12 protein-coding genes are annotated in these 12,904 nt (G+C 65.4%); 10 read left to right on the plus strand and 2 right to left on the minus strand.

Annotated features, from left to right (window positions below; genetic code table 11):
* Positions 1-18 precede the first annotated feature (18 nt).
* The gene (locus BLR51_RS09905) at positions 19-891 is read left to right on the plus strand and encodes an NAD(P)-dependent oxidoreductase (protein WP_089846410.1); all 873 of its coding nucleotides are present in this window, start codon (positions 19-21) and stop codon (positions 889-891) included.
* 4 nt (positions 892-895) lie between these two features.
* On the plus strand, positions 896-1,867 hold the full coding sequence (locus BLR51_RS09910; RefSeq protein ID WP_089846412.1) for a hydroxyacid dehydrogenase: 972 nt from the start codon (positions 896-898) through the stop codon (positions 1,865-1,867).
* A 56-nt stretch (positions 1,868-1,923) separates the two neighbouring features.
* Here the strand turns inward: BLR51_RS09910 and BLR51_RS28155 are convergent, their stop codons facing one another.
* Both BLR51_RS28155 and BLR51_RS09920 read right to left on the minus strand, forming a co-directional pair.
* A complete protein-coding gene (locus BLR51_RS28155; RefSeq protein WP_089846414.1) occupies positions 1,924-2,325 on the minus strand; it encodes a helix-turn-helix transcriptional regulator in 402 nt (133 codons plus the stop codon).
* 183 nt (positions 2,326-2,508) lie between these two features.
* Positions 2,509-3,279 carry a DeoR/GlpR family DNA-binding transcription regulator gene (locus BLR51_RS09920; protein WP_089846416.1) on the minus strand — a complete coding sequence of 257 codons (771 nt, stop codon included), beginning with the start codon at positions 3,277-3,279 and terminating at the stop codon, positions 2,509-2,511.
* A gap of 234 nt (positions 3,280-3,513) precedes the next feature.
* Here BLR51_RS09920 and glpD point away from each other — a divergent pair, with 234 nt between their 5' ends.
* The 8 genes from glpD to glpK all read left to right on the plus strand — a co-directional run bounded on the left by glpD (position 3,514) and on the right by glpK (position 12,750).
* The gene (gene glpD, locus BLR51_RS09925) at positions 3,514-5,079 is read left to right on the plus strand and encodes a glycerol-3-phosphate dehydrogenase (RefSeq protein WP_089846418.1); all 1,566 of its coding nucleotides are present in this window, start codon (positions 3,514-3,516) and stop codon (positions 5,077-5,079) included.
* A gap of 49 nt (positions 5,080-5,128) precedes the next feature.
* The gene (locus tag BLR51_RS09930) at positions 5,129-6,217 is read left to right on the plus strand and encodes an ABC transporter ATP-binding protein (protein WP_089846420.1); all 1,089 of its coding nucleotides are present in this window, start codon (positions 5,129-5,131) and stop codon (positions 6,215-6,217) included.
* A 12-nt stretch (positions 6,218-6,229) separates the two neighbouring features.
* Positions 6,230-7,303 (plus strand): ABC transporter ATP-binding protein, encoded by a 1,074-nt coding sequence (locus BLR51_RS09935; RefSeq protein ID WP_089846422.1) that lies wholly within the window; start codon positions 6,230-6,232, stop codon positions 7,301-7,303.
* Positions 7,304-7,342: 39 nt separating this feature from the next.
* Entirely contained in the window at positions 7,343-8,212 is an 870-nt protein-coding gene (locus BLR51_RS09940; protein ID WP_089846424.1) for a carbohydrate ABC transporter permease, read from the plus strand.
* 1 nt (position 8,213) lies between these two features.
* A complete protein-coding gene (locus tag BLR51_RS09945) occupies positions 8,214-9,077 on the plus strand; it encodes a carbohydrate ABC transporter permease (RefSeq protein WP_242656699.1) in 864 nt (287 codons plus the stop codon).
* Positions 9,078-9,089: 12 nt separating this feature from the next.
* Entirely contained in the window at positions 9,090-9,365 is a 276-nt protein-coding gene (locus BLR51_RS09950; RefSeq protein WP_089846426.1) for a DUF2160 domain-containing protein, read from the plus strand.
* A gap of 68 nt (positions 9,366-9,433) precedes the next feature.
* Positions 9,434-11,149 carry an ABC transporter substrate-binding protein gene (locus tag BLR51_RS09955; RefSeq protein ID WP_089846428.1) on the plus strand — a complete coding sequence of 572 codons (1,716 nt, stop codon included), beginning with the start codon at positions 9,434-9,436 and terminating at the stop codon, positions 11,147-11,149.
* A 98-nt stretch (positions 11,150-11,247) separates the two neighbouring features.
* Positions 11,248-12,750, plus strand: coding sequence for a glycerol kinase GlpK (glpK, locus tag BLR51_RS09960; protein ID WP_089846430.1), 1,503 nt, complete (start codon positions 11,248-11,250; stop codon positions 12,748-12,750).
* The last annotated feature ends 154 nt before the right edge of the window (positions 12,751-12,904 follow it).

A 12,904-nucleotide genomic window follows, 5' to 3' on the forward strand; every position in this document is an offset into this window, starting at 1 on the left:
GACACAAGGAATGGAAACATGAAGATCGGATTTATCGGCTTGGGAGTCATGGGCGCGCATATGGCCCGGCATCTTGTCGCAGCCGGGCATGACGTGACCGTCTACAACCGGACCGCCGCCAAGGCGGAGGCTTGGGTGAACGACAATGGCGGGCGGTCTGCCGCCACGCCCGCAGCCCTTGCCGAAGGGCAGGAGATTGTCATGGCCTGCGTGGGCAACGATGCCGACCTGCTGGACGTGACCACCGGCCCGCAGGGTGCCTTTGGTGCCATGGCCTCCGGCACCGTCTTTGTCGATCACACCACCGCCTCGGCGGATGTGGCGCGCCGTCTGCAGGCCGAGGCTGCGGAGCGCGGCATCGGCTTTGTCGACGCGCCGGTCTCGGGGGGCGAGGCCGGGGCCCGGGACGGGGTGCTGACGGTGATGTGCGGCGGCGATCAGGCCGATTATGACCGCGCGGAACCGGCCATTGCCGCCTTTGCACGGGCCTGTCGGCGGATGGGCCCCTCTGGCGCGGGGCAGCTGACGAAGATGGCCAACCAGATCTGCATTGCCGGGCTGGTGCAGGCGCTGTCGGAGGGCATCCATTTCTCCCAATCTGCCGGCCTCGATGTCGATGCGATGCTGGATGTGGTGTCCAAGGGCGCCGCAGGCTCGTGGCAGATGCAGAACCGGGGCGCCACGATGAACCGCGGGGAATTCGACTTCGGCTTTGCGGTGCGGCTGATGCGCAAGGATCTGGGCATCTGCCTGTCGGAGGCCCGCCGCAACGGCGCCACCCTGCCGATCACGGCCATTGTCGACCAGTTCTATTCCGATGTCGAAGCGGCGGGGGGCGGCCATCTGGACACCTCCAGCCTGCTGACCCGCCTGACGCAGAGCAGGGGCTGAGCGCATGAGAATTGTCGCCACAAGCCCGCTGCATCCCGAGGCCGAGGATCTTCTGCGGCAGACGCATGACTATGTCGCGGCCCCGGATCCGCGCCCCGAAACGCTGCGCGACTGGATCGGGGCGGCGGACGGGATCATCGTGCGCAGCAAGCTGCCGCCGGACATCTTTGACGCAGCACCCCGTCTGAAGGCCTGCGTCCGCCACGGCGTCGGGCTTGATTTCATCCCGGTCGAGGCTGCCACGGCCAAGGGCATCCCGGTCGCCAATCTGCTGGAGGCCAACCGGCAGGGCGTTGTCGAATATGTGGTCGGGGCCGCGCTGTCGTTGGCACGGGATTTCACCGGGCTGGACCGGCGCCTGCGCCGCGACGGCTGGCAGGCGCGCGACGGTTATCACGGGGTCGAGCTTGCGGGGCGCACGCTTGGCGTTGTCGGCTGCGGACGGATCGGACGCGGCGTGGCCGACGCGATGCGCGCCGCCTTCGGCATGCGGGTGATCGGCTATGACACGGCGCCGCCGCGCCCCGGCGACACGATCGAGCAGGTGAGCCTGCGCGCGGTGTTCGAACAGGCCGATGTCATCACCCTGCATCTGCCCTCCACCGCAGAGACGCGCGATCTGATCGGTGCGGATCTGCTGTCGCGGATGCGACCGGGGGCGCTGCTTGTCAACGCGGCGCGCGGCGATCTTGTGGACGAGGCGGCGCTGGTCGCAGGTCTGGCGCAGGGGCGTCCCGCCGCGGCGGCGATCGACGTGTTCCGCACCGAACCGCCCGAGGCGGATCATCCGTTCCTGACCGCCCCCAACCTGCTGCTGACACCGCATATCGCGGGCGGCACGCAGGAAAGCCTGCTGCGGATGAGCCTGCAATCGGCAGAGGCCATGCTGAGGATCCTGCAGGGGCAGCGTCCGGACTCGCTCGTCAATCCCAGCGTCTGGGACCAGCATCTGACAAGGCTGGGCGCCGGAACCTGACCGGATTTCCCTGCAGGCGTGGAACTTAGCGCCTGCGGGGCAGGCGGTGATCCGGGCTATTTCCGCATCGGAAAGCCTCCCTCGGGGCAGGGGTCGCCGCGGGACCGGAAGTCGCGGCGATAGGCGGAGGGGGTGGTGCCGGCGGTCTGCCGGAACTTCCGCGCCAGATGCGCCGCGTCATGGAAGCCGCACTGTTCCGCGATGGCCGACATCTGCTGGTCGGTCCGGGCCAGCAGGGTTGCCGCGCGCCCGATCCGCAGCCGCGTCACATAGGCGCTGACCGACAGCCCGGTGCTGCGCCGGAAAATCCGCTGCAGCTGGCTTTCGGTGACATGGGCCAGCGCGCAGAGCGGCGCGCGTCGAGGTTCTTGTGCAGATAGGCCAGCACCGCCTCCATCCGCCGCTGGTCTCGCGGCAGGCCTTCGGGCGCCAGTGCCGTGGCGGACAGGACCCGCCAGTCGGTCTGCTGCGACAGGTCGAGCAGGATCCCGGTCAGCCGCAGCGCCCGCTCTGCCAGCGGCAGGTTCGGGCCGATCAGCGCCAGATCGCCCTCGGAATAGGGGCCACGTCGCTGCCCACGAACCGCGTGCCCCGGCTGCCCAGCGTCAGCGTCAGTTCGTATTCGGGATGGCTTTGATGCTTTAACCGCCCCCCGGCGCCACGACCAGCTCGGTCTTCCAGTCTGCGCAGGACTTCACCAAGGCTTGCGGCAGCGGAGCGTCGGTGAAGACGCTTTGGATTTGCGACAGAGAGGCAATTCGGATCGGCGCGCTCCGGTGCAGTTTCGAGTGATCCGAAACGAGGAAGGTCTTGCGCGAATGGCGCAGGATTGCCTGACTGACGCCAACCTCCTGCACGTCGAAATCCAGCAGGTCGCCGTCGAGGTCGATGGCGGAACAGCCGATCACCGACAGATCGAACTTGAACTGCCGGATTGTCTCGGTGGCAAGGCTTCCGATCAGGCCGCCGTCGAAACGGCGCAGGCTGCCCCCGGTGACGACGACCTCGCAGGCAGGGTTCAGCGCAAGCGTATTCGCGACGTTCATGTTGTTGGTGACCACAAGCAGCCCACGATGCTGAAGCAGCTCCTGCGCCACGGCTTCGGTCGTGGTGCCGATGCTCAGGAACAGCGAGATGTCGTTGGGAATGCGCGCGGCACAGGCGCGCGCAATGGCCTGCTTGCCCTCGGCATGCAGGCTGCGCCGTTCCTCGTATCCGATATTCGCCGTGCCCGACGCTGGAATGGCGCCGCCATGCACCCGCTCGAGCTTGCCGTTCTCGGCCAGATCGGTGAGGTCCCGCCGGATGGTCTGGAGCGTCACCCCGAAATGCTGCGCAAGGCCCTCGACGGTGACCTTGCCGTCCTTGCGGGCGATCTCGAGGATTTCTGTGTGGCGAAAGTTCTGCGACATGTCCGGGCCCGTGCTGATGGCGAAAACTGGCACGCTGCCTTGCGCGGCGCAACCCTGCCGCGTCCCTTACCCTGCTGCGGATGTATGCGCGGTTATGTGCGGTTTTGCCAAAAAACGAAAGAGAGCGAAAGTTTATTCTTGCTTTCTCGAAAGAAACCGCGCACAAATCCGGCACGCCAGCGTGAGGAGGAGACTGTGCGGGGCATCGATCACACGAAGGAGGGGCGGTCCGGCATGGTCGATCTGTTCGTGATCGGCGGCGGGATCAACGGCTGCGGCATCGCCCGCGACGCGGCGGGGCGGGGCTATTCCGTGACGCTTGCCGAGATGAACGATCTGGCCTCCGCGACCTCTTCGGCCAGCACCAAGCTGTTCCATGGCGGGCTGCGCTATCTCGAATTCTTCGAATTCCGTCTCGTCCGCGAGGCGCTGATCGAACGCGAGACCCTGCTGCGCGCCATGCCGCATATTTCCTGGCCGATGCGCTTCGTGCTGCCCTGGCATCCGTCGATGCGCTTCGAATCCGAAACGCCCGCATCGAAGCTGCTCACCTTCGTGATGCCGTGGATGAAGGGCCGCCGCCCCGCCTGGCTGATCCGGCTCGGGCTCTTCATGTATGACCACCTTGGCGGGCGGAAGATCCTTCCGGGCACCACCTCGCTGTCGCTGAAAGGCAGCCCCGAGGGCGCGCCCCTGCAGGACCGGTTCGAGACCGCTTACGAATATTCCGACTGCTGGATCGAGGATTCCCGGCTGGTCGTGCTCAACGCCCGCGACGCCGAAACGCGCGGCGCGCAGATTCTGACCAGAACCAAGGTGATCTCGGCGGACCGCAGCGGCGATCACTGGGAAATCCTGACGCAGGATGCGACCGGCGCGCAGCACAGGCACCGCGCCCGGATGATCGTCAACGCGGGCGGGCCGTGGGTGGGCGAGATCCTGCGCGGCACCATCCGCGCCAACAGCCGCGAGGGGGTGCGCCTTGTGCGCGGCAGCCACATCGTCGTGCCGCGGCTGACCGAACACGACAAATGCTATTTCTTTCAGGGCACCGACGGGCGGATCATCTTCGCCATCCCCTACGAGACCGATTTCACCCTGATCGGCACCACCGACAAGGATCACCCCGACCCCGCGCAGCGCCCCGAATGCACGCCCGGGGAACAGGACTATCTGCTGGCCTTCGCCAACCAGTATTTCAAACGCCAGCTTGGCCGCGAGGACATCGTCTGGACCTATTCCGGCGTCCGGCCGCTTTATGACGATGGCGCCAGCAGCGCCACGGCGGCGACGCGGGATTACACGCTGAAGCTGGAGCAGAACGGCGCGCCAATGCTCAACGTCTTCGGCGGCAAGATCACCACCTATCGCCGGCTCGCCGAAAGCGCGCTGGACAAGATCGGCGTCGCGCTGGGGCGCGAGACCGCGCCTTGGACGGCGGGGGTGCCCCTGCCGGGCGGCGATTTCCCGGTCGACGGCGTCGACAGGCTGATCCGCGAGGTGCAGGCCGCGCACCCGTTCCTGACGGACGCCTGGGCCCGCCGCCTTGTCCGTGCTTACGGCACCGAGGCGGCCACGATCTGCGAGGGTGCCGCTACGGAACACGATATGGGCCGCGCGTTCGGCGCTACGCTGACCGAGCGCGAAGTGCTCTGGCTCATGCGGAAGGAATACGCCCGGACCGCCGAGGATGTGGTCTGGCGCAGAAACAAGCTGGGGCTGCGCCTGAAGGAGGATCAGGTCGCCGCGCTCGACGACTGGATGAGCCGCGAGCAGGCGCGATACGCCGCCGCGGAATAAGAGGAGATGCCGCGCGCCCGACGGGTGAAGCGGTCACAGGGAGGATGCGATGACGCTTGAACTTCAAGGCGTGTCGAAGGTCGTCGAGGGGCAGGTTCATATCCACCCCACCGACCTGACGCTGGACAACGGCACGATGAACGTGCTGCTTGGGCGGACCGCTGCGGGCAAGACCTCGCTGATGCGGCTTATGGCCGGACTCGATGCGCCGACCACCGGCAAGGTGATCTGGCAGGGCGCTGACGTGACGGGGATGCGCGTGCAGGACCGCAAGGTGGCGATGGTCTATCAGCAGTTCATCAACTACCCGTCGATGACGGTCTATGACAACATCGCCTCTCCGATGAAGCTGATGGGCGTGAGCAAGTCCGAGATCGACGCCCGCGTGCGTGAAAGCGCCGATCTGATGAAGCTGACGCCAATGCTGGACCGCAAGCCGCTGGAACTGTCCGGGGGACAGCAGCAGCGGTGCGCGCTGGCGCGGGCGCTGGTGAAGAACGCGGGGCTGGTGCTGCTCGACGAGCCGCTGGCCAATCTCGATTACAAGCTGCGCGAGGAGATGCGGGTCGAGATTCCCAAGATCTTCGAGAAATCCGGCGCCATCTTCGTTTATGCCACGACCGAACCCGAAGAGGCGCTGCTGCTTGGCGGCAATGTCGCCACGCTGCATGAGGGGCGGATCACCCAGTTCGGCCCGACGCCGCAGGTCTATCGCCAGCCCGTGGACGCGACCACGGCGGGGGTGTTCTCCGATCCGCCGATGAACTTCCTGCCCGTGTCAAAGACGGGGGGCCGCCTGATGTTCGGCGACGGACAGGGCACCGAGGCCAAGGGCAAGCTCGCGGAGCTGCCCGACGGGCGCTATACCGCCGGGTTCCGGCCCAACCATCTGGAAATCCGCCGCCACGCGCCCGATGCGATGAAGTTCACCGCGAAGCTGACCGTGACAGAGCTGACCGGCTCGGAAACCTTCGTGCATCTCGATCACCACGGCGAACGCTGGGTCGGCCTGATCCACGGCGTGCACCAGTTGACGCTGGGCGCCGATCTCGACCTCTGGCTCGACGCCCGGCATGTCTACATCTTCGGCGAGGACGGTGCGCTGGTCGCGCCCGCCGCCTATGCGCTTGCGGCCTGAGGGGGGCTGATCATGGCACGCATCACGCTCGACAATCTTGCCCATAGCTACAAGCCGCAGCCCGTGTCCGAGGACGATTTCGCGCTGAAAGAGCTGAACCACGACTGGATCGATGGCGAGGCCTACGCGCTGCTCGGATCCTCCGGCTGCGGCAAGTCCACGCTGCTGAACATCATCTCCGGCCTGCTGCACCCGTCGCAGGGGCGTATCCTCTTCGACGGCAAGGACGTGACCCACGCCCCCACCGCCGAGCGCAACATCGCGCAGGTGTTCCAGTTCCCGGTCGTCTACGACACCATGACGGTGCACGATAATCTCGCCTTTCCGCTGCGCAACCGGGGCCGCGACGAAGCCTATGTGGCCGAGCGGGTGGGCGAGATCGCCAAGATGATCGGCATGGAACACATGCTGAAGCGCAAGGCGCGCGGCCTTGGCGCGGACGAGAAGCAGAAGATCAGCCTCGGGCGCGGCATGGTGCGCAAGGACGTCAACGCGCTGCTCTTCGACGAGCCGCTGACGGTGATCGACCCGCACATGAAATGGGAGCTGCGCACCCAGCTGAAACGCCTGCACCACGAGTTCGGGCACACGATGATCTATGTCACCCATGACCAGACCGAGGCGCTGACCTTCGCCGACAAGGTGGTGGTGATGTATGACGGCCGCGTGGTGCAGATCGGCACCCCCGAGGAGCTGTTCGAGCGGCCCGAGCATACGTTTGTGGGCTATTTCATCGGCTCGCCCGGGATGAACGTGATCCCGGCGCAGGTGAGCGGCAACACGGCGGTGGTCAATGGCTCGGAAATCCGCCTGACGCGCGGGTATAGCGGTCTGTCGGGCAAGGTCGAGATCGGGGTGCGCCCCGAATTCGCGCGCCTCAGCCGTGACGAGGGCCTGCCGGTCAAGATCCGCCGCGTCGAGGACGTGGGCCGCCACAAGATCGTGCGCGCCGATTTCTTCGGGCAGGATCTGAACGTCCTCGCCGGAGAGGACGAGAGCATTTCGCCCGACATGACCCGCGTCACCTTCGATCCGGCGCATGTGAACGTCTACGTCAACGACTGGAGGGTGCCGGGCGCCGCCTGAGCACCGAAGGAGCGCGGGAGACGCCCCGGGGAGGAAACAATGAACAAGACACAGAACAACAAGGCGTGGTTTCTCGTGCTGCCGGTGCTGCTGCTGGTGGCCTTCTCGGCGGTGATCCCGCTGATGACGGTGGTGAACTATTCCGTGCAGGACACCTTCGGGAACAACCAGTTCTTCTGGGCCGGGCTCGAATGGTTCGAGGAGATGCTGAACGACGAGCGCATCTGGAACGCGCTGCGCCGCCAGCTGACCTTCTCGGCGATCATCCTTGCCATCGAGATTCCCTTGGGCATCTTCGTGGCGCTCAACATGCCGAAAAAGGGCTTCTGGTCCAGCTTCGTGCTGGTGATGATGTCGCTGCCGCTGCTGATCCCGTGGAACGTGGTCGGCACCATCTGGCAGATCTTCGGGCGGGTGGACATCGGCCTGCTGGGCTATACTCTGGCCAAGCTCGGGGTGGATTACAACTACACCCAGAACATCTTCGACGCCTGGGTCACGATCATCGTCATGGATGTCTGGCACTGGACCTCGCTGGTGGCGCTGCTGGCCTTTGCGGGCCTCAAATCCATCCCCGACGCCTATTATCAGGCCGCGCGGATCGACCAGGCCAGCCGCTGGAAGGTGTTCCGCTACATCGAGCTGCCCAAGATGATGGGCGTGCTGATGATCGCCATCCTGCTGCGCTTCATGGACAGCTTCATGATTTACACCGAGCCTTTCGTGGTCACCGGGGGCGGGCCGGGCAACGCCACCACGCTGCTGTCCATCGACCTTGTGAAGATGGCCCTCGGGCAGTTCGACCTCGGCCCCGCCGCCGCCTTCTCGCTGATGTACTTCCTGGTGATCCTGGCGATTTCCTGGGTGTTCTACACCGTGATGACCAACCTCGACAAAAAGGGGATGTAAGATGACCGACACCGCCATCCCCGAAAAGCTCACCGCCGGAGGCGCCAATACACGCCCCCGCTTCCGGGTCAATTCCCGCGCCGTGGTGATGACGCTCTATCTCCTGTTCCTGCTTCTGCCGATCTACTGGCTGCTGAACATGAGCCTCAAGACCAACGCCGAGATCCTGGGCGACTTCTCCCTCTTCCCGCGCGAGCTGACCTTCCAGAACTATGTGACCATTTTCACCGATGCGAGCTGGTACATGGGCTATGTCAACTCGCTGATCTACGTGGTGATGAACACGGTCATCAGCCTCGCGGTGGCGCTGCCCGCAGCCTATGCCTTCAGCCGCTATCACTTCATGGGCGACAAGCACCTGTTCTTCTGGCTGCTGACCAACCGCATGGCGCCGCCTGCCGTCTTCGCTCTGCCCTTCTTCCAGCTCTATTCCTCGGTGGGGCTGTTCGACACCCATATCGCGGTGGCGCTGGCGCATTGCCTGTTCAACGTGCCGCTGGCGGTGTGGATCCTCGAAGGCTTCATGCGCGGCGTGCCCAAGGAAATCGACGAGACCGCCTATATCGACGGCTACAGCTTCGGCGGCTTCTTCATCAAGATCTTCACCCCGCTCATTGCCAGCGGCATCGGGGTCGCGGCCTTCTTCTGCTTCATGTTCTCTTGGGTGGAACTGCTGCTGTCGCGCACGCTCACCACGGTGGACGCGAAACCCATCGCCGCGATCATGACCCGCACGCAGGGGGCATCCGGCATCGACTGGGGGCTGCTGGCAGCGGCGGGCATTCTGACCATCATCCCCGGCGCGCTCGTGATCTATTTCGTGCGCAACTACATCGCCAAGGGCTTTGCCCTGGGCCGAGTCTGAAGGAGCCCTGACATGGACTGGATGGCATGGACCTGGCCCACGGCGGCCTTCTTCGCGATCATCGCGCTGCTCTTGGTGATCTTCACCGTGCTTGCGGTGAAATTTCCCGAAACGCCGCGTGTCGGCATCCTGCGCACCGAGACCACGCGCGGAGACCGGCTTTTCGTCACGCTGCTTGGCAGCGCCTTCATCAATCTCGCCTGGCTGGGGCTTGTCGGAGTCGACACCCAGCCCTGGGCTATGGCCGTCTGTCTCGTCTATGCCGCAGCGGTGTTCCGCTGGGTCTGACGATGCATCCGCCGACCCCGCGTAGCCGGGGCGGCATATTCCAACGGGTTCAAAATGGGAGGAGAACCATGAACTTTAGAAACACCACCGCGATGGCGCTGGCGATGACCCTGATGGGCACCGCCGCCTTCGCCGACATGGAGGCCGCACGCGCGTTCCTCGATGCCGAGATCGGCGACCAGTCCGCGCTCACCCGCGAGGAGCAGGAAGCCGAGATGCAGTGGTTCATCGACGCCGCCGAGCAGTTCCGTGGCATGGATATCAAGGTCGTCTCGGAAACCATCACCACGCACGAATATGAAAGTCAGGTGCTGGCCAAGGCATTCTCGGACATCACCGGCATCAACCTCACCCACGACCTGATCGGCGAGGGCGACGTGGTCGAGAAACTGCAGACGCAGATGCAGTCGGGCGAGAACATCTATGACGCCTATGTCAACGACTCCGATCTGATCGGCACCCACTGGCGCTATCAGCAGGTGCGCAACCTGACCGACTGGATGGCGAACGAGGGCGCGGACGTGACCTCGCCCACGCTGGATCTGGACGATTTCATCGGCACCGATTTCACCACGGCGCCGGACGGCAAGCTTTATCAGTTGCCGACCCAGCAGTTCGCGAACCTTTACTGGTTCCGCTACGACTGGTTCAACGACGAGAAGAACAAGGCCGATTTCAAGGAAGCTTATGGCTATGACCTCGGCGTTCCGGTGAACTGGTCCGCCTACGAGGACATCGCAGAGTTCTTCACCGGGCGCGACCTGTCGCACATGGGCGTCGACTCCGAAGTCTATGGCAACATGGATTACGGCAAGAAGGACCCGTCGCTCGGCTGGCGCTACACCGATGCGTGGCTGTCCATGGCCGGTGCCGGATCGAAGGGCGAGCCCAACGGCCTGCCGGTCGATGAATGGGGCATCCGCGTCAACGAGAACTCGCAGCCCGTGGGCTCCTGCGTGGCCCGTGGCGGCGCGACCAACGGACCCGCAGCGGTCTATGCGGTGACAAAGGCCATCGAGTGGCTGGAGAAATACACACCGCCCGCCGCCATGGGCATGACCTTCTCCGAGGCAGGCCCAGTCCCGGCGCAGGGCAACGTCGCCCAGCAGATGTTCTGGTACACTGCCTTCACCGCCGACACGGTCAAGCCCGGCCTGCCGGTGATGAACGAGGACGGCACGCCGAAATGGCGCATGGCCCCCTCGCCGCACGGCGTCTACTGGGAAGAAGGCACCAAGATCGGCTACCAGGACGTGGGCAGCTGGACGCTGATGAAATCCACCCCCGAGGACCGCGCCAAGGCGGCATGGCTTTATGCGCAGTTCGTCACGTCGAAGACCGTGGACACCAAGAAGTCGCATGTGGGTCTGACCTTCATCCGCGACAGTTCGATCAACCACGAGAGCTTCACCGAGCGCGCGCCGAAACTGGGCGGCCTGGTGGAATTCTACCGCTCGCCCGCGCGGGTGGCATGGTCGCCGACCGGCACCAACGTTCCCGACTACCCCAAGCTGGCGCAGCTGTGGTGGCAGAATATCGGGGACGCCATGTCCGGCGCGAAGACCCCGCAAGAGGCGCTCGACGCGCTCTGCGCGGATCAGGAGCGGGTGATGGAGCGTCTCGAGCGCGCCGGCATCCAGGGCGACATTGGCCCGAAGCTCAACGAGGAGCAGGACCCGGAATACTGGCTGTCTCAGGAAGGCTCGCCCAAGGCCAAGCTCGAGAACGAGGATGAAGAACCCAAGACCATCTCCTATGACGAGCTGATCAAGAGCTGGCAGTAAACCTGCCGCGCCGGGGCCATGTGCTGGCCCCGGCATTCCCTCCCCCCAGACATTCCGACCAACCGAAAAGGCTCCCGGCCTCACGGGAAAGGCTTGCCATGCGCCATATCCTCGCCATCGACCAGGGCACCACGTCCACCCGCGCCGTCCTCTTTGACGAGAAGATGCGCATCAAAGCTTCGGCGCAGGAAGAGTTCGCGCAGCATTTCCCCGCCTCGGGCTGGGTCGAACACGACCCGTCGGACCTGTGGTCCACCACCGCCGCGACCTGCCGCGCCGCCATCGAACGCGCGGGCGGCGCCGAGATCGCCGCCATCGGCATCACCAATCAGCGCGAAACGACTCTGGTCTGGGAGCGCGCCAGCGGGCGACCCATTCACAATGCCATCGTCTGGCAGGACCGGCGCACCGCCGACCTGTGCCGCCGCCTGAAAGCCGAGGGCTTCGAAGAAACGGTGACGGACCGCACGGGCCTGCTGCTTGATCCGTATTTCTCGGCCACCAAGATCGCGTGGATTCTTGAGCATGTCGACGGCGCCCGCGCCAGGGCCGAAGCCGGAGAGCTGCTTTTCGGCACCGTCGACAGCTGGCTGGTGTGGAACCTCACCGGCGGGGCGGTGCACGCGACCGATGCGACCAATGCCGCGCGGACCATGCTCTACGACATTCACAAGGGGCGCTGGTCCACCACCATCTGCGACCGGCTGGGCATTCCCGCCGCGATGTTGCCCGAGGTGCGCGATTGCGCGGCCGAGTTTGGGATGACGCGCCCCGATCTCTTCGGTCGGCCCATCCCCATTCTGGGGATCGCGGGAGACCAGCAGGCGGCGACCGTCGGGCAGGCCTGCTTTCGCCCTGGCATGATGAAATCCACCTACGGCACCGGATGTTTCGCCCTGCTGAACACCGGCGACACGCCCGTTCGCAGCACGCACCGGCTGCTGACGACCATCGCCTACCAGCTGGACGGCAAGCCGACCTACGCGCTCGAAGGGTCGATCTTCATCGCCGGGGCTGTGGTGCAATGGCTGCGCGACGGGCTGATGATCGTGCGCGAGGCCTCCGAGACGCAGAGGCTGGCGGAGCGCGCCGATCCGGCACAGGAGCTGATCTTCGTTCCTGCCTTCACCGGGCTCGGCGCGCCTTACTGGAACGCAGAGTGCCGGGGCGCGGTCTTTGGCCTTACGCGTGGCTCGGGCCCTGCGGAAATCGCCCGTGCTGCGCTGGAGTCGGTCGGCTTCCAGACCCGTGACCTTCTGGACGCGATGCGCGCCGACATGGGCGGCAGGTTCGAGACGGCGATGCGCGACAGTCCTGATGCCATCCTTCGGGTGGACGGCGGCATGAGCGCCTCGGATTACGCCATGCAGTTCCTCAGCGACATCATCGGCGCGCCGGTGGATCGGCCTCAGGGGCTCGAAACGACGGCGCTCGGGGCCGCGTGGCTTGCCGGGCATCGGGCCGGGATCTACCCTGACGCGGAGCGCCTGTCGGAGGACTGGACCTGCGGCACCCGTTTCACCCCGTCCCTGCCCACCGCGCTGCGCGAAACCCGTCACGCCGCATGGCGCAGGGCGGTCGAGGCGACGCTGTCGGTCTGAACAGGGGCTGGATGGACCGTATCCCTCTGGCGGGGGCCGTCTGACGGGAAGCTGGGGATGGTCGACCTTACGTTCACACCCCAGATCGAGATTCTGTCCGTCGAGGACGCACCGCGGCGTCGGCACTGGAACGACGGGGACAAGGTCCGGGTGG

It is taken from the genome of Salipiger marinus (assembly GCF_900100085.1).
GTDB lineage: Bacteria > Pseudomonadota > Alphaproteobacteria > Rhodobacterales > Rhodobacteraceae > Salipiger > Salipiger marinus.